The organism is Halomonas shengliensis (assembly GCF_900104135.1).
GTDB lineage: Bacteria > Pseudomonadota > Gammaproteobacteria > Pseudomonadales > Halomonadaceae > Halomonas > Halomonas shengliensis.
In genome coordinates this window covers 58,599-76,334 of record NZ_FNIV01000010.1, presented here as the reverse complement: position 1 = coordinate 76,334, position 17,736 = coordinate 58,599, and the positions used below count along the sequence as shown (strand labels likewise).

At 69.1% G+C, this 17,736-nt stretch carries 20 protein-coding genes and 1 pseudogene; 10 read left to right on the top strand and 11 right to left on the bottom strand.

Features of this window, described 5'->3' with window-relative positions:
- Nucleotides 1–14 precede the first annotated feature (14 nt).
- Nucleotides 15–1,160, top strand: coding sequence for an FUSC family protein (locus BLP95_RS13615; RefSeq protein WP_089680280.1), 1,146 nt, complete (start codon nucleotides 15–17; stop codon nucleotides 1,158–1,160).
- Complete coding sequence (nadB, locus tag BLP95_RS13610) at nucleotides 1,141–2,715, top strand: L-aspartate oxidase (RefSeq protein ID WP_089680279.1); 1,575 nt, start codon at nucleotides 1,141–1,143, stop codon at nucleotides 2,713–2,715. Before BLP95_RS13615 ends, nadB begins: the two co-directional genes overlap by 20 nt.
- A gap of 52 nt (nucleotides 2,716–2,767) precedes the next feature.
- Here the strand turns inward: nadB and BLP95_RS13605 are convergent, their stop codons facing one another.
- Together BLP95_RS13605 and BLP95_RS13600 are read right to left on the bottom strand one after the other, a co-directional pair.
- Entirely contained in the window at nucleotides 2,768–3,163 is a 396-nt protein-coding gene (locus BLP95_RS13605; protein ID WP_143004428.1) for a protein YgfX, read from the bottom strand.
- Nucleotides 3,123–3,416, bottom strand: a complete 294-nt coding sequence (locus BLP95_RS13600; protein ID WP_089680274.1) for an FAD assembly factor SdhE — start codon at nucleotides 3,414–3,416, stop codon at nucleotides 3,123–3,125. Before BLP95_RS13600 ends, BLP95_RS13605 begins: the two co-directional genes overlap by 41 nt.
- Nucleotides 3,417–3,586: 170 nt before the next feature.
- Between BLP95_RS13600 and BLP95_RS13595 the strand changes: the two are divergent.
- The 3 genes and pseudogenes from BLP95_RS13595 to lapB all read left to right on the top strand — a co-directional run.
- Nucleotides 3,587–3,889 (top strand): annotated as a pseudogene (locus BLP95_RS13595) (integration host factor subunit beta); the annotation flags it as partial.
- 55 nt (nucleotides 3,890–3,944) lie between these two features.
- Nucleotides 3,945–4,250: a LapA family protein gene (locus tag BLP95_RS13590; protein ID WP_023006763.1), complete on the top strand. Its 306-nt coding sequence runs from the start codon at nucleotides 3,945–3,947 to the stop codon at nucleotides 4,248–4,250.
- A gap of 1 nt (nucleotide 4,251) precedes the next feature.
- Nucleotides 4,252–5,433, top strand: coding sequence for a lipopolysaccharide assembly protein LapB (gene lapB / locus BLP95_RS13585; RefSeq protein ID WP_089680272.1), 1,182 nt, complete (start codon nucleotides 4,252–4,254; stop codon nucleotides 5,431–5,433).
- Between the two features lie 10 nt (nucleotides 5,434–5,443).
- Here lapB and pyrF read toward each other — a convergent pair whose 3' ends face one another.
- Nucleotides 5,444–6,148, bottom strand: coding sequence for an orotidine-5'-phosphate decarboxylase (pyrF, locus tag BLP95_RS13580; protein WP_089680270.1), 705 nt, complete (start codon nucleotides 6,146–6,148; stop codon nucleotides 5,444–5,446).
- Between the two features lie 246 nt (nucleotides 6,149–6,394).
- Between pyrF and BLP95_RS13575 the strand changes: the two genes are divergently transcribed.
- Nucleotides 6,395–6,676: a ComEA family DNA-binding protein gene (locus tag BLP95_RS13575; RefSeq protein WP_089680268.1), complete on the top strand. Its 282-nt coding sequence runs from the start codon at nucleotides 6,395–6,397 to the stop codon at nucleotides 6,674–6,676.
- A gap of 54 nt (nucleotides 6,677–6,730) precedes the next feature.
- Here the strand turns inward: BLP95_RS13575 and BLP95_RS13570 are convergent, their stop codons facing one another.
- Entirely contained in the window at nucleotides 6,731–7,492 is a 762-nt protein-coding gene (locus tag BLP95_RS13570; protein WP_089680265.1) for an SDR family oxidoreductase, read from the bottom strand.
- A 242-nt stretch (nucleotides 7,493–7,734) separates the two neighbouring features.
- On the opposite strand from BLP95_RS13570, the gene BLP95_RS13565 reads away from it, so the two are divergent.
- The 4 genes from BLP95_RS13565 to BLP95_RS13550 all read left to right on the top strand — a co-directional run bounded on the left by BLP95_RS13565 (nucleotide 7,735) and on the right by BLP95_RS13550 (nucleotide 11,441).
- Nucleotides 7,735–8,265 (top strand): FxsA family protein, encoded by a 531-nt coding sequence (locus BLP95_RS13565; protein WP_089680263.1) that lies wholly within the window; start codon nucleotides 7,735–7,737, stop codon nucleotides 8,263–8,265.
- A gap of 204 nt (nucleotides 8,266–8,469) precedes the next feature.
- Nucleotides 8,470–8,763, top strand: coding sequence for a co-chaperone GroES (locus tag BLP95_RS13560; RefSeq protein ID WP_010628243.1), 294 nt, complete (start codon nucleotides 8,470–8,472; stop codon nucleotides 8,761–8,763).
- Nucleotides 8,764–8,817: 54 nt separating this feature from the next.
- Entirely contained in the window at nucleotides 8,818–10,461 is a 1,644-nt protein-coding gene (gene groL, locus BLP95_RS13555; RefSeq protein WP_089680261.1) for a chaperonin GroEL, read from the top strand.
- Nucleotides 10,462–10,706: 245 nt separating this feature from the next.
- Complete coding sequence (locus BLP95_RS13550) at nucleotides 10,707–11,441, top strand: RNA methyltransferase (protein WP_089680259.1); 735 nt, start codon at nucleotides 10,707–10,709, stop codon at nucleotides 11,439–11,441.
- Nucleotides 11,442–11,507: 66 nt separating this feature from the next.
- Here BLP95_RS13550 and BLP95_RS13545 read toward each other — a convergent pair whose 3' ends face one another.
- The 7 genes from BLP95_RS13545 to BLP95_RS13515 all read right to left on the bottom strand — a co-directional run bounded on the left by BLP95_RS13545 (nucleotide 11,508) and on the right by BLP95_RS13515 (nucleotide 17,725).
- On the bottom strand, nucleotides 11,508–12,857 hold the full coding sequence (locus BLP95_RS13545; protein WP_089680257.1) for a Na+/H+ antiporter family protein: 1,350 nt from the start codon (nucleotides 12,855–12,857) through the stop codon (nucleotides 11,508–11,510).
- 384 nt (nucleotides 12,858–13,241) lie between these two features.
- Nucleotides 13,242–13,868 carry a PASTA domain-containing protein gene (locus tag BLP95_RS13540; RefSeq protein ID WP_089680255.1) on the bottom strand — a complete coding sequence of 209 codons (627 nt, stop codon included), beginning with the start codon at nucleotides 13,866–13,868 and terminating at the stop codon, nucleotides 13,242–13,244.
- Nucleotides 13,861–14,976 (bottom strand): PASTA domain-containing protein, encoded by a 1,116-nt coding sequence (locus tag BLP95_RS13535; protein WP_089680253.1) that lies wholly within the window; start codon nucleotides 14,974–14,976, stop codon nucleotides 13,861–13,863. Before BLP95_RS13535 ends, BLP95_RS13540 begins: the two co-directional genes overlap by 8 nt.
- Nucleotides 14,973–15,623, bottom strand: a complete 651-nt coding sequence (locus tag BLP95_RS13530) for a hypothetical protein (RefSeq protein ID WP_089680251.1) — start codon at nucleotides 15,621–15,623, stop codon at nucleotides 14,973–14,975. The genes BLP95_RS13535 and BLP95_RS13530 overlap by 4 nt, the downstream gene beginning before the upstream one ends.
- Nucleotides 15,623–16,288: a hypothetical protein gene (locus BLP95_RS13525; RefSeq protein WP_089680249.1), complete on the bottom strand. Its 666-nt coding sequence runs from the start codon at nucleotides 16,286–16,288 to the stop codon at nucleotides 15,623–15,625. The genes BLP95_RS13530 and BLP95_RS13525 overlap by 1 nt, the downstream gene beginning before the upstream one ends.
- A gap of 4 nt (nucleotides 16,289–16,292) precedes the next feature.
- Nucleotides 16,293–16,835, bottom strand: a complete 543-nt coding sequence (locus tag BLP95_RS13520; RefSeq protein ID WP_089680246.1) for a hypothetical protein — start codon at nucleotides 16,833–16,835, stop codon at nucleotides 16,293–16,295.
- Nucleotides 16,835–17,725: a hypothetical protein gene (locus BLP95_RS13515; RefSeq protein WP_218118546.1), complete on the bottom strand. Its 891-nt coding sequence runs from the start codon at nucleotides 17,723–17,725 to the stop codon at nucleotides 16,835–16,837. The genes BLP95_RS13520 and BLP95_RS13515 overlap by 1 nt, the downstream gene beginning before the upstream one ends.
- Nucleotides 17,726–17,736 lie beyond the last annotated feature (11 nt).

Below are 17,736 nucleotides of genomic sequence, written 5' to 3'. Positions count from 1 at the left end.
ATGATACTGGCCCGATGAATCTGCCGCCGCTGCGCGACCCCTTCTTCACCTATCGCTTCCGCCGTCGCCTGCACGTGCTGCGCGTGCTGCTGGCCCTCGCCCTGACCTTCCTGATCATTCGCCTGTTCGAGATTCCCCACTCCAGCTGGGCACTGGTCAGCACCATCATGGTCATGGGAAACCTGCCGCATATCGGCGGCGTGCTCGACAAGGGTCGCCAGCGCCTGCTGGGCACCGCTCTGGGCGCCGGCTCCGGCCTGCTGCTGCTCCTGCTGCCGCCGAGCGTCCCGCTGCTGCTGCCGCTGGGCGGCCTGGCCGCCATCGGCGTGGCCACCTGGTGGACCTTCGGCAACCGCCACGGCTACAGCGGCCTGATGTTCGCCATCAGCCTGCTGCTGGTGATCGGCGACGGCAGCCACGACCTCGGGGTCGGCCTGTGGCGCGCCTTCGACGTTCTGCTGGGCACCCTGATGGGCATCGCCGTCACCGTGCTGGTGCTGCCCCAGAAGGCCACCGACATGATGCGCTTCATGCTGGCTGAGAACCTCGAGCGCATGGCGCGCCTCTTCCACGCCCACACCACCGCCTCGGCAGCGGTAGACATCGACACCCGAGCCCTGCTCAAGGCCACCAGCTCGGCACTGGTCAAGCAGCGCGGCCTGGTGGACGCCATTCACCGCGAGCGGCGCCTGCGCCGCGACGAACTCGACGACATCATCTCCCTGCAGCGGCGCATGATCTCCACCATCGAGCTGCTTCTGGAGACCCACTGGACCACCCGCGCCGGGCATGACCAGATCGAGGCGATGACGGGGCTTCGCGGGGAGCAGCATCGCCTGGCCCGCGAGCTGGATACCCTGGCCACCCAGGTGCGCACCGGCCAGCCCATCACCGCCGAGGTGGCCTTCTTCGACCTGCAGCGCTACGCCCACCTCGCCACCAGCGCGGTGAGCGACCAGGGGCGCGTGCTGTTCAGTCCCAGCGGTTACCTGTGGCTCAACCGCGAGCTGGCCCGACTGGCCCGGGAGCTGGTCGAGCGGCTCGGCGGCCTCAACCGCCTGCCCAGCCGCCGCCTGCGCCGCGCCTCCGGGCGCAAGTGGGCACGCCGCTATACCGCACCATCCGACCAAGGAGCGCAAGATGCCCGACGCCAACCCTGAGGTGCTGATCATCGGCGGCGGTGTCGCCGGCCTGGTGCTGGCCCTGGAGGTCGCGGACCACCGTCCGGTCACCCTGCTGCGTCCCGCCAGCGACGACCAGGGTGCCAGCCGCTGGGCCCAGGGCGGCATCGCCGCGGTGCTCTCCCCCGGCGACGACTTCGAGGCCCATGTCCAGGACACCCTGGTGGCGGGCGACGGCCTGTGCGACGAGGCCGCGGTGCGCTTCACCGTCGAGAACGGTCCCGCCGCCATCGAGTGGCTGCTCTCGCTGGGCGTGCCCTTCACCCGCGACACCAGCCCCGACGCCGGCTACCCCTACCACCTCACCCGCGAAGGCGGCCACGGGGCCCGGCGCATCATCCATGTCGCCGACGCCACCGGGCGTGCGGTGATGGACACCCTCAAGGCCCACGCGGCCGCCCATCCGGCCATCCGCATCCGCGACGACCTCACCGCCATCGGCCTGCTGCAGGACGCCGAGGGCTGCTGCCGCGGAGCGCGCTGCCTCGACGCCGCCGGCCGGCGTGTGACGCTGCCGGCCCACGACACCGTGCTGGCCACCGGCGGCGCCAGCGGCCTCTATCGCCACACCACCAGCCCCCAGCCGGCCAGCGGCGAGGGGATGCTGATGGCCGCCGAGCTGGGCGCCACCCTGATGAACCTGGAGTTCCAGCAGTTCCACCCCACCTGCCTCTATGATCCGGAGGGCAGCCCCTTCCTGATCAGCGAGGCGGTGCGCGGCGAGGGGGGACGCCTGCTCAACGTCCACGGCGAGCGCTTCATGCCGGGCGTCGATCCGCGCGCCGAGCTGGCCCCCCGCGACGTGGTGGCCCGTGCCATCGATGCCGAGATGCAGCGCACCGGCAGCGACCATGTGCTGCTCGACGTGCGCCACCTGGGGGAGGCGGCAATCCGCCACCACTTCCCCACCATCCATGCCCACTGCGCGTCGCGTGGCCTGGATATCGTCACCGTGCCCATTCCGGTGGTGCCCGCCGCCCACTACAGCTGCGGCGGCGTGGCCACCGACCACCATGGCGCCACCGACGTGGCCCACCTCTTCGCCGTGGGCGAGGTCGCCTGCACCGGCCTCCACGGCGCCAACCGCATGGCCAGCAACTCGCTGCTGGAGTGCCTGGTGTTCGCCCGCAGCTGTGCGGCCGCCCTGCGCGAGGCGCCCTGCACTCCCCTTCCCGAGCCTTCAGCCGGAGAGGTCGTCGCCGACGCCCCGCCGCCCGAGCTTGCCGAGTGGCGCCAGCGACTGCGCGACCTGATGAGCCGCCGGGTGGCCATCGTGCGTCGCGACGCCGGGCTCGCGGAGGCGGCCTCGGCGCTCGCCGCCCTGCAGGCGACGGTCGGCGAGGCCGTGGCACGCACCACCCCCGGTGCCGAGCTGGCCAGCCTGTGGCACGCGGTGCGCCTGGCGCGCCTCACCGTCGAGTGCGCACGCCGTCGTCGCGAGTCCCGTGGCCTGCACTACAACCCGGACTGCCCGCACCACGGCGACGCCCACCCGCAGCCATCACGCAGCTGGCTGCGCGAGCTCGAGGGATGAGCGTCCAGAAGGCGTGGCAAGGAGAGCGGGAAGCCTGACGCCATAGGATGGCTCAGTGCCTCACCAGCCAGCGGCGCAACTCGCGATGCGCCTGCGGCGTGCAGCTGTCGGGCCATACCCAGAGCCGACGCCCGTCGAGGCGCAGGCCGATCAGCCAGGGCCCCAGGTAGTCGCAGCGCAGGCTGACCGGCCGAGCCTCCCGGTCACCAGCCGCGCACCAGCGCCAGCGCACCTCACCGGAGGGGTCGGTCTCGGCCCTGAGTTCGCCACGTGGACCGCGACGCACCGCCAGGATGGAGACGGCGAGAAGCAGCAGGAGAAGCGCCAGCCACGAGGCCGGCGACAACACGAAGAACAGCAGGCCAACCACCGCGGTGGCCGGCAGCAGATGGGCCAGCAGGGCGAGCCTAGACGGGCCGATGCGACACGCTGTCGGCACTCTCGGCATGTTCGATGATCATCTGCACGATGCGCCGACGCACCGGCTCCTCGGGGAGCTCGCGACGCATCAGCCACAGGAAGAGGTCCTGGTCCTCCTCGTCGATCAGTGCCCGGAAGGCCGCCTGGTCCTCCTCGGCCAGGCCGTCGTAGCGCTGTTCGAGGAAGGGCACCAGCAGCAGGTCCAGTTCCCACATGCCGCGCCGGCTGTGCCAGTAGAGTCGCTTGCGCTGTGCAGCCTCGGGGCTTGATGGTTCGTTCAAGGTCGACCTCGCCTCTGTTCGGGAGTGTGATGGCAGTATACCCGAGCCCGGCGCCGGAGACAGCCGCATGGCGTCATCGGGGAGCTCTCTGCCTATGGTCGTAGTGCGTTGTTTTGTCTCGTTTTGCCGAGTATGCTTGAACGAAAACAACAGCCTGCCGCCAACGGAGACCCGCGATGACCAAGTCCGAGCTGATCGAGCAGATCGCCATGCGACAGCCCGAGCTCTCCCTCAAGGAGGTGGAAGCGGCCGTGCGCCTGATCCTCGACGACATCACCGAGACCCTGGCGGCGGGGGGCCGGGTGGAGATTCGCGGCTTCGGCAGCTTCTCGCTGCACTACCGCGAGCCACGCATCGGCCGCAACCCCAAGACCGGCGAACCGGTCGCGCTGGACGGCAAGTTCGTGCCACACTTCAAACCCGGCAAGGAGCTACGCGAGCAGGTGGATGCCAGCCGCGCCCTGGGCTACTGAGCCCACCGCTCCGCACTTCCGACCCAACTCTTACATCCTGAAGGGGACACTTCGCATGCGTTGGCTCAAAGGCCTGATCCTGGCCATCATCCTGCTGGCGGTTCTACTGGTCGGCATCCTGTTCGCCGTGAACAACCGCGAGGCGCTGCCGCTCAACCTGATCTGGATCGAGCTGCCCGCCGCCTCCCTCTCGGTGTGGCTGCTGGCCTCCCTGGCCGTCGGGGTGCTGCTCGGCATGCTGGCCATGAGCGGGGTCTACCTGCGCCTGCGCACCCTGCTGACCCGTGCCCAGCGCCACAACCAGCAGCAGCGCAAGGAACTCGACCGCCTGCGTGTCCAGGAGCTGAAGGAACTCCCCTGAGATGCCCGATGCCCTGCTGCTGACCGTCCTGGCGGCAGCGGTCGCCATCGGCTGGTGGCTGGGCCGCCGCGAACGCCGCATGGCCCATGATCCCGCGCCCCCGACCGGGCTGGCGCGGGATTATTTCGTGGGTCTCAACTACCTGCTCAACGACCAGCAGGACCGCGCCATCGAGACCTTCGTCGGCGCCCTGGAGGTCAACAGCGAGACCATCGAGACCCACATCACCCTGGGCAACCTATTCCGCAGCCGCGGCGAGGCGGACCGGGCGATGAAGATCCACCAGAATCTGCTGGCACGGCCCAGCCTCAGCGCCGCCCAGGGCGAACGGGTCCAGCTGGAGCTGGCCCGGGACTTCCTCACCCTGGGTCTGCTGGATCGCGCCGAGCGCCTGCTCAAGGGGCTGCTGCGCGACTCCCAGGACGCCCCGCTGCGCCAGGCGGCGCGTCGGCTGCTGGCCGACCTGCTGGAACGCGAAGGGGAGTGGGCGGCGGCCTTCGAGGTCGCCAACCCGCAGCTGGTCGAGGAGGACGAGGAGCGCCGCCGCGCCGCGGCCCATTGGCTCTGCCAGCTGGCCGAGGAGGAGCGCGCCAACGCCAGCCCCACCCTCGCCCGACGCCACCTCAAGCGGGCGCTCAACGTCGACCCCCGCTGCGTGCGCGCCAACCTGCTGCTGGCGGCCCTGGAGCATGACACCGCCCATTACCGCCAGGCGATTACCCTGCTGTCGCGCATCCCGGCCCAGGATCCGGCCTTCACCCCCACCATGCTCGAGCCCCTGGCATACAACTACCAGCTGCTCGATGACGCCGAGGGGCTCACCCGCCACCTGCACGAACTGCTCGAGCGTCACCCTTACACCAGCGTGATCATCCTGCTGGCAGAGACCCTTCGCCAGCGAGAGGGCATCGAGCCGGCCATCGCCCTGGTCAGCGAGCAGCTCAATCGCGAGGCGAGCCTGGGGGCGCTGGATTACCTGATCGACCTCTATCGCCAGCACAGCCGCGGCGAGGCGCTGGAACAGCTCGCCCTGCTCAAGCGCCACACCGCCGACCTGCTCGGCAAGCTACCCCGCCATCGCTGCCGGCGCTGCGGCTTCAGCGGCGACCGGCTGCACTGGCAGTGCCCGCGCTGCCGCAGCTGGGGCACCACCCGGCCGATCACCGGCATCGAGGGCGAGTAGCCCCCGGCCGTCAGTCGACCGCGGCGAGCTCGGCCTCGATAGCGGCCAGGGCCGCCATGGGCTCCTCGGCCTGGGTCACCGGCCGCCCCACCACCAGATGCGTGCTGCCGGCGGCCATGGCCGCGGCGGGGGTCATAATGCGCTGCTGGTCGCCGGCCGCCGCGAAGCTCGGCCGAATACCCGGGGTCACCTTGAGGAAGGCATCGCCGCAGCGCTCGCGCAGCCGCTGCGCCTCCTGGGCCGAGCACACCACGCCATCCATGCCGCTGTCCCGGGCCAGCATCGCCAGGCGCTCCACCTGCTCGGCGGGCGTGACCGTGATGCCCACCTCGGCGAGGTCCTCCGCCGCCATGCTGGTCAGCACGGTGACGGCGATCAGCCGGGTCGATAGCCCGTGGCGGTCGAGACGCTCCCGCGCCGCCTCCATCATGCGGCGCCCGCCACCGGCGTGGACGTTGACCATCCACACGCCCTGTTCGGCCGCCGCCTGCACCGCCCCGGCCACGGTGTTGGGGATGTCGTGGAACTTGAGGTCGAGGAACACCTCGAAGCCGCGCCCGTGCAGCGCCTCGAGCACGTCGGGGCCGCTGCGGGTGAACAGCTCCTTGCCCACCTTGAGGCGACAGCGGGCCGGGTCGAGCCGGTCGGCCATGCACAGGGCGGCGTCCAGTGAGGGATAGTCGAGGGCGATGATCAGCGGGGAAGCGGTAGACACGAACCGGGCTCCTGGCAAGAGGAAAACGACGCCAGAGTATAGCAGTCATCGCCGACAGGGGCGGTAGGTCGCTGCCCTGCCAAGGGGGCCGACAATGCCGACAGGTCGTAGGCGAAAACCTGACGCCCAAGGCGGCATCCACTTACCCGAAGAGTCCAGGATCACCCAAGCCGCTTCCCCCTTCCGACGGCTAGTTTGATGTAGGCAACCGCGCGAATTCGCGGCGATGCCACCGGAGGAAATGACATGAAACGAACCCTTACCCGGCTGCTTGGAGGCAGCCTCCTTGCCCTGCTTCTCGGTCTGGCTCCCCTGGGCGCCGTGGCCCAGGAGGTCGAGCCGATCAACGTCAACACCGCCAGCGAGGAGCTGCTGACCGAGCTGCCCGGCATCGGGCCCAGCAAGGCGGCGGCCATCATCGAGGACCGCGAGGCCAATGGCCCCTACGAGAGCGCCCAGGACCTTACCCGGGTCAGCGGGATCGGCGAGGGCACCGTGGCCAACCTGGAGGGCCAGGTCACCTTCTGACCCTCTCCACCAACCCTCCAAGCCAGGCGATCACACAGGCGGCGGCCTGCGCCCCTAGAGGCGCAGGCCGCCGTCGCATTCGATCACTCGGCCGGTGAAGTAGTCGTTCTCGAAGATGAAGGCCGCGCTCTGGGCGATGTTCTCCGGCTGGCCGAGACGCTTGAGCGGCACCCCGGCGGTCAGCTTGTCGAGCATGTCCTGGCGCATGGAGGCGGTCATCTCGGTCTCGATGAAGCCGGGCGCCACCGCGCCGACGCGGATGTCATGGCGCGCCAGCTCCCTGGCCCAGGTGGTGGTGAGCGCCACCACGCCGGCCTTGCAGGCGGCATAGTTGCTCTGCCCCATGTTGCCGGCCCGGGAGATGCTGGAGATATTGACGATCACGCCGGGCTTGCCCGCCTCGATCATCTGGGCCGCCGCCTCGCGCCCGCACAGGAAGACCCCGGTCAGGTTCACGTCGACGACCGCCTGCCACTGCTCCAGGGACATGGTCCTCTCGACCTTGCCGTCCCGGGCCTTGACCAGCAGTGCATCGCGCAGGATGCCGGCATTGTTGACCAGCCCGCTCACCGGGCCCAGCGACTCGGCGATATCGGCGAAGGCCTGCTTCACGGAGGCCTCGTCGGCCACGTTGGTGACGAAGCCTCGCGCCTCGATGCCGGCCCGGTGCAATACGGAGACCGCCTCGTCGAGGTTGGCGGCGTCGGTGTCGAGCAGCGCCAGACGGGCGCCGCGGCTGCCCAGCAGGGTGGCCATGGCCAGGCCCAGGCCTCGGGCGCCACCGGTGATGGCGATCACGCTGTCTTGGAGTTGCATGGTCTCTCCTGTTGTCGGGTCTCACCCAGGGAAGTCTCGGTGCCGGGTGCCGCGCTCACTGTGCTGGTGTCCGGCCCGGGCGGCGCGCCGCTGAGCCTCGGCCAGCCTTGTGCATTGCATCATAGCGCTAAGCTTATGGCCATCATGCGACGATTGGCGCCCGGCCACCAGCGCGGTGGCTCAACGCTTGATTTCGCCTCCCCCGCCCCCATCTCATGGTCATCGACACCACGGGAGGCCTCATGCCCTTTCTCCTCTTCTTCACGCTGTTCGCCCTGCTCGACTTCGTGATCCTGTTCTCGGTGGGCAGCCAGATCGGCCTGCTCACCACCCTGGTGCTGGTGCTGGCCACCGGCTTCATCGGCCTGCACCTGATCCGCCGCGAGGGCGCGGCCACCTTCGCCCGGGCCCGGGAGCGCCTGGAGCGCGGCGAGGTGCCCTCCGGCGAGCTGCTCACCGGCGCGGCGCTGATCTTCGGTGGCGCCCTGCTGATGGCCCCGGGCTTCGTCTCCGACGCCCTGGGTTTCCTGTGCCTGATCCCCGATGCCCGGCGCCTGATGGGCAAGCTGCTGGCCTGGCTGGGCATTCGCACCCACGGCTTCCATATGCATCGCGAGGGGTTCGGCGCCGAGCCAGGCGCCGGGCGTCCTCATGATGACTGGGCCCAGGCCGACGAGGGGCGCCGCCGGCGTGGCGCCGAGGAGGCGCCCTCGAGCGAGGATGACGGCGTCATGGAGGGCGAGTTCATCTCCCGGGACGAGCGTCGCGGCTGAGCTCGGCCGGGCCCACAAAAAAATTTCGGCGGGGCCCTTGAAAGCCTATCGGTGAGCCCCACTTACACGTCAGCAACAGGTTCGGTGCGGCTTGCGCACCATTGACACGGCAGGCGTTCGCGCCTGCCCTCGCCGCCCGGGCGGCGAGGAAACGATGCCAACCGCCGGGCAACCGGCACACAAACCATCAGGAGAACGTGAGCAATGAACATCCGTCCCTTGCACGATCGCGTCGTCATCCGTCGCGTTGAGGAAGAACAGAAGACCGCAGGCGGCATCGTGCTTCCGGGCAACGCCCAGGAAAAACCGACGCGTGGCGAGGTGCTCGCCGTCGGTAACGGCCGGATTCTCGATAACGGCGACGTCCGCCCGCTGGACGTGAAGGTAGGCGACACCGTGATCTTCAAGGATGGCTTCGGCGTCGAGAAGCAGAAGATCGACGGCGAAGAGGTCCTGATCATGAGCGAGTCCGACATCCTGGCCGTTGTCGAAGGCTGATCACGCCGCTCCAAGCCCCATCTGACGTTCACGTATTGATAGGAAGATAGCGAAATGGCAGCAAAACAAGTCAAGTTCTCCGATGATGCCCGCAAGCGCATGGCGCGCGGCGTAGACCTCCTGGCCAACGCCGTCAAGACCACCCTGGGCCCGAAAGGCCGCAACGTGGTCATCGAGAAGTCCTTCGGTGCCCCGACGGTCACCAAGGACGGCGTCTCCGTGGCCAAGGAGATCGAGCTGAAGGACAAGTTCGAGAACATGGGCGCGCAGATGGTCAAGGAAGTCGCTTCCAAGACCTCCGACGTCGCCGGTGACGGCACCACCACCGCCACCGTGCTGGCCCAGTCCATCGTCAACGAGGGCCTCAAGGGCGTCATCGCCGGCATGAACCCGATGGACCTCAAGCGCGGCATCGACCAGGCCGTGGCCGCCGCCGTCAAGGAGATCCAGGCGCTGTCCGTGCCCTGCACCGACTCCAAGGCGATCGCCCAGGTCGGCACCATCTCCGCCAACGGCGACAAGCGCATCGGCGAGATCATCGCCGAGGCCATGGAGAAGGTCGGCAAGGAAGGCGTCATCACCGTCGACGAAGGCCGTGGCTTCGAGGACGAGCTGGACGTGGTCGAGGGCATGCAGTTCGATCGCGGCTACCTCTCCCCCTACTTCGTCACCAACCAGGACACCATGGCGGTCGAGCTGGAAGACCCCTTCATCCTGCTGGTGGACAAGAAGATCTCCAACATCCGCGAGCTGCTGCCGACCCTCGAGGCCGTCGCCAAGGCCGGCAAGCCGCTGGTGATCATCGCCGAGGACATCGAGGGCGAGGCCCTGGCCACCCTGGTGGTCAACACCATGCGCGGCATCGTCAAGGTCGCCGCCGCCAAGGCGCCGGGCTTCGGTGATCGCCGCAAGGCCATGCTGCAGGACATCGCCATCCTGACCAACGGCACCGTGATCTCCGAGGAAGTGGGTCTGACCCTGGAGCAGGCCACCCTGGACCACCTGGGCACCGCCAAGCGCGTGACCATGTCCAAGGAGAACACCACCATCATCGACGGCGCCGGCAACGACGGTGACATCGAGGCCCGCGTCGGCCAGATCCGCGCCCAGATCGAGGAGACCTCCTCCGACTACGATCGCGAGAAGCTCCAGGAGCGCGTCGCCAAGCTGGCCGGCGGCGTGGCCGTCATCCGCGTCGGTGCCGCCACCGAGGTGGAGATGAAGGAGAAGAAGGCGCGCGTCGAGGACGCCCTGCATTCCACCCGTGCCGCGGTCGAGGAAGGCGTGGTGCCTGGCGGTGGTACCGCCCTGGTGCGCGTGCTGACCAAGATCACCGAGCTCAAGGGTGACAACGAGGACCAGACCCACGGCATCGCGATCGCCCTGCGCGCCATGGAGGCCCCGCTGCGCCAGATCGTCACCAACGCCGGTCAGGAAGGCTCCGTCATCCTGAACCAGGTCAAGGCGGGCGAAGGCAACTACGGCTACAACGCCCAGACCGGCGAGTTCGGCGACCTGTTCGAGATGGGTGTGCTGGACCCGGCCAAGGTGACCCGCAGCGCGCTGCAGTCCGCCGGTTCCGTGGCTGGCCTGATGATCACCACCGAGGCGATGATCGCCGACGATCCGGACGAGAAGGAAGCCGCTCCGGACATGGGTGGCATGGGCGGCATGGGTGGCATGGGCGGCATGATGTAAGCCCCCCTGCCCCAGGCACTGCCCTCAAGGGCAAGCCCTGAGACAGACCCCGTCGGCGAGAGCCGGCGGGGTTTTTTACGTCAGGGCAAGGAGCAAGGAGCAAGGAGCAAGGAGCAAGGAGCAAGGCAGCGTGGTACCGGTAATACGGGTGGCAAGGAGTTGACTGTAGCTTGCAGCTTGTAGCTGGCCGAAGGCCCGGTAAGATACCAAGCCTCCGCTTACCACCCTACGCCGGCCACCTGTCCATGCTCTCGAATATCCGCGTCGTCCTCGTCCAGACCTTCCATCCCGGCAATATCGGCGCCTCGGCGCGGGCCATGAAGACCATGGGGCTCAGCGACCTGGTGCTGGTCAGGCCGCGGGCGTTTCCCGACCCCGAGGCGACGAGGCTCGCCGCCGGTGCCGAGGACCTCGTCGAGGGGGCCCGGGTGGTCGACTCCCTGGCCGAGGCGGTCAGCGACTGCGTCCAGGTCGTCGGGGCCAGCGCGCGACTTCGCAGCCTGCCGCTACCCCACTTCGACGAGCCCGACGCCATGGCCCGCGAGCTGGTGGAGCATGCCGCCCATGACCCGGTGGCGCTGGTGTTCGGGCGCGAGCGCTCGGGGCTCACCAACGACGAGATCCGCCTGTGCAGTCACCAGGTGAGCATCCCCGCCAACCCCGACTATGGCATCCTCAACCTCTCCCAGGCGGTACAGGTGCTGGCCTACGAGGCGTTCACGGCGTGGCGGCGACGGCCGACGAGCGGCTACCGCCCCGCCCTGCCTCCCGAGGAGAGACAGCCCAGCCGCGAGCAGCTCGACCACTTCCATGGGCACCTCGCCCGCGTCATGCAGGGCAGCGGCTTCCTCACCCAGCCCCACGCCCGCACCGAGGCGCAGCTGCAGGCACTGTTCGCCCGCGCCCAGCCGTCGCGACGCGAGCTGTCGCTGCTGCGCGGCCTGCTCGCGTCCCTGGAGCACCACCTCCCCGAGGCATGACGAGCAGACACGACGACGGCGGCCCGCGGGCCGCCGTCGTCGGTATTGCCTTGGCGTTTGGCCCGCCTAGAGGGTCATGGCGGCCAGCCAGCCGAAGGCGATCAGCGGGATGTTGTAGTGGAGGAAGGTGGGCACCACGCTGTCCCAGATATGGTCGTGCTGGCGGTCGACGTTGAGGCCGGAGGTCGGCCCCAGGGTGGAGTCGGAGGCCGGCGAGCCGGCATCGCCGAGCGCCGCCGCGGTGCCGACCAGCGCCACGGTCGCCAGCGGCGAGAAGCCGAACTGTACCGCCAGGGGCACGAAGATCGCCGCGATGATGGGGATGGTGGAGAATGACGAGCCGATCCCCAGGGTGATGAAGAGCCCCACCAGCAGCATCAGCAGCGCCGCCAGGCCGCGGTTGTCGCCGATCACCGCGACGCTGGACTCCACCAGCGTCTCGATCTGGCCGGTGGCGGTCATCACCGCGGCGAAGCCGGAGGCCGAGATCATGATGAAGCCGATCAGCGCCATCATGCGCATGCCGCTGGTGAAGAGGTCATCGGCCTCGCGCCACTTGAAGATGCCCCCCACCGAGAGCAAAGCGAAGCCCACCAGGCCGCCGAGGATCATCGACCCCGTCCACAGCTGGATGCCCAGGGCGGCGACGATGGCCACCACCGACATGGCCAGGCCCAGGGCATGGGGCTCATGGGTTTCCGGATGGTGATGCGGCACGTTGGTGGTGGCCACGTCCAGCGCCTCGTAGTCCCGGGGCTTGCGGTAGCTCAGGAACACCGCCACCACCAGGCCGAGTGCCATGCCCGCCACCGGCACGCCCATGGCCATCGGCACCATGCCACGCGAGATCTCGAGGCCCAGCGCCTCGCCGGCCTGGTTGATGTTGGCCAGCAGGATGTCGTTGAGGAAGATCGCCCCGAAGCCCACCGGTAGCAGCATGTAGGGGGCGGTCAGGCCGAAGGTCAGCGCACAGGCCACGGCGCGGCGGTCCAGGCGCAGCTGGTTCATCACCTTGAGCAGCGGCGGGATCAGGATGGGAATGAAGGCGATGTGGACCGGGATCAGGTTCTGGGAGGAGATCGCCACCAGCAGCACGGCGCCGAGCAGCAGGTACTTGACCACCGCCTGCTTGCTGGCGGTGGCCTCCTGGCCCAGCAGGGCGATCAGCCGCCGGGCCAGCAGGTCCGGCAGCCCGGAGCGCGAGATGGCGACCGCGAAGGCCCCCAAGGTCGCATAGGCCAGGGCCACCTTGGCGCCGCCGCCGACCCCGTCGTTGAAGGCGGCGAGCGTCTCCTCCACGGAGAGCCCACCCACCAGGCCGCCCACCAGCGCCCCGACCACCAGCGCGAAGACGACCGAAACCCGTGCCAGTGACAGACCGACCATCACCAGCACCGCAATGATTACCGCATTCATGACAGCGTTCCCGAAGCAGGAGTTGGATTGAGACGAAACGGCGGCGGATTCTACCAGAAGCGACCCGCCGGCGCCCGGGGCTCGGGCTCCCTGGCAGGACAATTACAGAAGGAAGCACAGCATGGCTAGCTGCGATAGCCCTGCGATCCCTGGACTCGGGATGTCACGTAAACGCCATGCGACGGTCACCGCAGGGTCACGGGAATCGGCGATAACGGGAGGCGTCCAGCAGGACAGGGCAAGGGACACTGCCACTTCCCGCCACGGATGCGCCAGGGCTGGACGCCCTGCAGGGAGCTCGGCAGCAGGATGCTGCCCAGGGAGCCCTATCGCCACGGCAGCCGCCGTGGCGTTCTTCCTTCGCGTTCTGCTTTCCCGGCAACCTCAGTCGGCGGGGCCGAGCGTGACGCTGACGACATCATCCTGTCGCAGCATCTGGCCGGGCAGCGGCCGCTGGGCCACCACCTGCCCCGCCTCGGGACTCTGCGCGTCGAGGGTTAGCGCCAGCCCGAACTGGGCCAGCAGTTCGGCCGCCTCGTCCCGGCTCGACCCGCTCAGGTCGGGTACCACGCGGATCGGCAAGGCATCGATATCGCCGGGCGGAGGCACCGGCACGATACGAAAGCGCAGGCTCGCGCCGATGGTGGCCTGGTAGCCGAAGCGATTCTGGTAGCCGGCATCCACCGGGGCGCCGTAGAGCGCGACCCGCGACTTGCGAGGCAGGATGCCCGATGACCGCGCCGTGGTCGTCTCCTCGCCCTGCCCGCCCAGGGAGAGCGCCACCTTCACCTCGCCCTCGGTCTCGGGGATGGTATAGAAGGTGGGACGCCAGCCACTCTGGCGCAGCAGTGCCGTCGCCTCATCCTGGTCCCGGTAGAGGGCCTCCAGCTGGGCCAGGGCCTGTCCATCCAGGGCCCGCTGGGCCTGCGCCACCCCCTCGCCCACCGAGGCGATGATATCGCCGAGGGGCGCGGCCGCGGTGTCACGGATCAGACGCTTGATGTCACTCATCGCCACTCTCCCGTTGTGAACTCCTTGTCGCCACCACCACGACGAGACGGCCACCCGCTCCCTCCAGGGTGGCGCCCGGGGCCGGTCGCTGTTCGATGATCGCTCCCTCGGGATGGTCGGGGGAGACGCTCTCGATCACCTCCAGGCGCAGCCCCTGGGAGAGGGCCTGGCGCCGGGCGGGCTCCAGGGTCTGGCCGATCAGGTCGGGAGCCAGCGCGGCCTCGCTGGCCTCCCGCGAGCGTGGCGGATCGAGACGCAGCACCAGCTCCGACACGTTGTCGGGCAGGATCTCGCGCGCCTCGCTGACATCGAGGGGATGAAAGCGCTTGCCACCCTCGACGACCAGGCCACGGATGCGCAGCTCCGCCGTGGCGAGCTGCATGCCATGCTCGCCACGCGCCAGCTCCAGGGCCCCGGAGACGGTCGAGGTCAACTGCTCCACCGCGGGTGAGGTCGAGATGCTCTTGCGCAGCTGCTCGAGCTGGCGGTTCAGGTCCTCGCGCTCTGCCACGCTCTCCTTGAGCGCCGCGTCCAGTTCGGTCACTCGCGCCTGGCGAAGGTCCAGCTGCATCTGGAGTTGCTCGCGCCTTGCCACCTCGGTCGCCAGCATCTCCTGGAAGACCACGGCCTTGCGCCCTTCCAGCAGGGCCTCGCTGGGTATCTCCTCCCTGGGCGTGTCGGGCGCATCGACGACCACCCCCGGCCGCCCGCGCTTCTCGAGCAGGTCCGCCAGGTTGGCGTTCATGCCGGCGAGGCGCTCGGCCTTGATCCGATGCAGGGCCGGCGCGGAGACGCCGCTGCCCGGCAGCACCACCACCTCGCCAAAGGCGACGTTGAGGTTGGTTCTCGCCATGTGATAGGTGCCCTGCTGGGCCAGCACCTCGACGGGCTCGTCTCCCGACCGGACGAGCCGCAGCGCCGGCGCCAGCTGACCCTCGCCCTGCAGCGAGGTGCCGATGGCTACCTTGCCCTGGGCGTTACTGGTCGTCCTGGCCAGCCCGGTCCAGCCGCGCTTCAGTTGGAGCACCTGCAGCTCCACCACCTGGTTGGCCGCGGGCTGGCGCGCGCCGGTGAGCAGGGTGGCGGTGACACGAAGCTTGATGGTCATGCGGCCTCCCCGGGCAAGATCACCCGTCCAATCGCGCCACGCGCCTCCACCTGCACCACCACCCGACGCCCTCGCAGCGAGGCGGTATCGATGACAAGCTCGGCCCCGCCCTCCACGCCGGTGGTGAGGCGCTGGGTCGTGAGCAGTCCCAGGCGCTGCTCGGCCGAGGGCCGATGGCCGAGCAGCTGCTCGGTCATCGCCGCATCCACCTGCAGCGATACCGGCACCCCTGGCAGCCGTTCACCGGCCAGGTTGCTGACCGCGACCCCTAGCCGCCATTGCCGAGGCCGACCGTCCACGGGTTTCAGGGTAAGGTCGAGCAGCGTCTCCGGGCGCCCCCCCTGCACCGGTACCGTGGCCAGCCGGCCGGAGATCGAGGAGCTGATCCGCGTTTCGCGCTCACCCTCGCCGCCTGCCCGCCTCGCCTTGGGCAGCAACGCGATGCGTGGCGGCCTGTCGCCCTGGCTCTGCTCCTCGGAGAACTCGACCTCGAAGGTGAAGTCCAGATAGGGGATCTCGTAGCCGTGACCGGTATCGCTGGTGCGCGCCGTCTCCGACAGCGTCGACTGGGCGTCGTCCAGGGCATCCGCCAGCCCCAGCAGCATCTCCCTGACCGCATCGGCCACTACCTCACCGCCCTTGCTCATCACGCGTCCTCCTGAAGCTGGCGTTGTCGACGCGCCTGCGCCACGCGCCGGTCATCGGCCTGCTGCTGCGCCATGGCCTCGCGTCGACTGGCCAGGGCCCGGCGTCGTGCCGATTCGGCACGCCGGTCGAGGTCGCCGCAGCCTCCCGTGACCACGGAAAGCAGGCGATCACGCCGGGCCGCGTAGCGGCGGGTCAACGCCTCCTGCCCCGCCGCCGCCAGGGTGGCGAGGCGCTCGGCCGGCAGGGACGGCTCGCGGAGCCGGGCGTCCTTGAGCAGGCCGCTTCGCTCCAGCGGCTCCCCCAGCCGACGCAGGCCGGTGCGCAGCAGCGGCAGGGGTTCCCTCGCGCCCTCGACGGAGGAGTCCGTCGCGACCTCGATCGCCTCCCGTGCATCGGTCGCGGCCCCGCCGAGGCGATCGCGCTGCCTCGCCCAGGCCGCATCGGCGCGCCGTCGCTCGCTCAGCGGGGTGACGGGAAAGCGGGCGTCATCGGCCGGCTCCGCACCGCCCTGCGTCAGGCGCTGCATGCGGCGCTCGAGGGCGTCACGCTCGCGCTGCAGCGCGAGCAGGGACTCGGGAAACGGTGGCGGCTCACTCGGCGTCGAGGCGTCCGACACCGGCGCGGGCCGTTCCGGGTCCAGGCTGGTCCAGCTGTTGCGTGGCATGGCGTTACTCCGTCTCGCCCTCGCGGTCGAGCATGGCGCGAATGCGCTCCTCGAGGATCGTCGGCGGCGGCACCGTGACCAGCTTGGTGCGCATCAGCGAGCTGCCCTCGGCGGAGTACTGGTACTTGCTCGAGAAGCTGGCCGACACGGTGGAGACCTTCATCTTGGCGCTGGCCGAGAGGAAGCCCACCTTGCCGCTTACCGAGGCGCGAGTCGTGGAGCTGCTGCGCTTGCTCTCGCTCTCGGTGGCCATGGAGATCGACATCTTGACCTCGATGAGGGTGTCGACGAACTGGTAGAAGGTCGGCGTGAAGCCCAGCTCCAACAGGGAGTAGCCATCCGCGTTGTCGTCGCCGATCCGGACCAGGTTGGGGCGCGTGCTGGAGGCGGTGCCCTCCTCCTCGTCCTCGGGCGCGTAGCCTGCCATCAGCCGCGCGATCTTCAGCGAGGTGAGGTCCAGCTCGTACTGGGCCTCGGCGATCCCGACCCCCATCGACTTGACCATCTCCGGGAAGGGAACATTGAGCAAATCCTGTCCGACGGCCATCACGAACCTCCTTCGCTATCGCCATCCTCGGGGTAGATCTCCGCCAGGCGCCGCCGCCGGGCCTCCTCCTCGACCTCCATGTAGCCGCGTATCCGCTCCGTCAGCACGGCGGGCGGGGGCACCGGCACCATCTTGGTGCGCAGCAGGCTCGCCCCCTCGGCGCTGTAGCTGTACTTCTGGGAGTAGGTGGCATCCACCTGGGTGGTCTGCACCGAGCTGTTGCTGCGGTAGGTCTTCGACTTGCGGACGCCCGGTGGCCAGCTGAGGCCTACCCGGGTGCTGCGTCCCGAGCTGCTCTGGCGATCGCGGCTGGCGTTGGAGGTGGTGCGCTCATAGGCACGCTCCCGGGTCATGCGGATGGCGATCTTGACCTCGATGATGGTGTCGACGAACTGGTAGAAGGTCGGTGTGAAGCCCAGCTCCATCATCGACATCCGGGTGGGCACCCGGATCACCTTCTCGGCCAGCTTCTCGCCGCCGATGCTGATGCTCTCGAGCTTGGCGGCGACATCTTCCTGCTTGTTGATGGTTCTCAGCGGCTGCACCGTCGTGGCACCGGCACCCTCCGCCTCGGCCATCTCTTCGATAATATCCAGCACCACCTCCTTGAGGCGGATCGAGTCCTCGTCCAGCGACCCGGTCAGGGCGTCATCGAAGATGGCGTAGTAGAGCGCCTGCTCGACGGTCATGTACTCGTAGCCGAAGAACACCCGGCTGTCGTCGAAGGTCTGGTTGCCCCGGCTGTCGATCACCGACTGCAACCCGCCCATCATCTCGGCGGTGCGCATCGAGCTCTGGTCGAGCTGGAACTGGCTGTCCGCGATGGCGAAGGCCATGTCGCGGATCATGTCGCCCATGGGAACGTCGAGGAGGTCCTGTCCGATGCTCATGGTGATGTCTC

Coding starts and splice junctions, on each gene's coding strand:
- BLP95_RS13570 (WP_089680265.1), bottom strand. CDS start 7,492: ATGCAACTCCAAGACAGCGTGATCGCCATCACCGGTGGCGCCCGAGGC.
- BLP95_RS13575 (WP_089680268.1), top strand. CDS start 6,395: ATGAAACGAACCCTTACCCGGCTGCTTGGAGGCAGCCTCCTTGCCCTG.
- BLP95_RS13545 (WP_089680257.1), bottom strand. CDS start 12,857: ATGAATGCGGTAATCATTGCGGTGCTGGTGATGGTCGGTCTGTCACTG.
- BLP95_RS13535 (WP_089680253.1), bottom strand. CDS start 14,976: ATGACCATCAAGCTTCGTGTCACCGCCACCCTGCTCACCGGCGCGCGC.
- BLP95_RS13550 (WP_089680259.1), top strand. CDS start 10,707: ATGCTCTCGAATATCCGCGTCGTCCTCGTCCAGACCTTCCATCCCGGC.
- BLP95_RS13520 (WP_089680246.1), bottom strand. CDS start 16,835: ATGGCCGTCGGACAGGATTTGCTCAATGTTCCCTTCCCGGAGATGGTC.
- BLP95_RS13515 (WP_218118546.1), bottom strand. CDS start 17,725: ATGAGCATCGGACAGGACCTCCTCGACGTTCCCATGGGCGACATGATC.
- BLP95_RS13540 (WP_089680255.1), bottom strand. CDS start 13,868: ATGAGTGACATCAAGCGTCTGATCCGTGACACCGCGGCCGCGCCCCTC.
- BLP95_RS13605 (WP_143004428.1), bottom strand. CDS start 3,163: ATGCCGAGAGTGCCGACAGCGTGTCGCATCGGCCCGTCTAGGCTCGCC.
- BLP95_RS13615 (WP_089680280.1), top strand. CDS start 15: ATGAATCTGCCGCCGCTGCGCGACCCCTTCTTCACCTATCGCTTCCGC.
- lapB (WP_089680272.1), top strand. CDS start 4,252: ATGCCCGATGCCCTGCTGCTGACCGTCCTGGCGGCAGCGGTCGCCATC.
- BLP95_RS13590 (WP_023006763.1), top strand. CDS start 3,945: ATGCGTTGGCTCAAAGGCCTGATCCTGGCCATCATCCTGCTGGCGGTT.
- BLP95_RS13565 (WP_089680263.1), top strand. CDS start 7,735: ATGCCCTTTCTCCTCTTCTTCACGCTGTTCGCCCTGCTCGACTTCGTG.
- BLP95_RS13530 (WP_089680251.1), bottom strand. CDS start 15,623: ATGAGCAAGGGCGGTGAGGTAGTGGCCGATGCGGTCAGGGAGATGCTG.
- BLP95_RS13525 (WP_089680249.1), bottom strand. CDS start 16,288: ATGCCACGCAACAGCTGGACCAGCCTGGACCCGGAACGGCCCGCGCCG.
- nadB (WP_089680279.1), top strand. CDS start 1,141: ATGCCCGACGCCAACCCTGAGGTGCTGATCATCGGCGGCGGTGTCGCC.
- BLP95_RS13560 (WP_010628243.1), top strand. CDS start 8,470: ATGAACATCCGTCCCTTGCACGATCGCGTCGTCATCCGTCGCGTTGAG.
- groL (WP_089680261.1), top strand. CDS start 8,818: ATGGCAGCAAAACAAGTCAAGTTCTCCGATGATGCCCGCAAGCGCATG.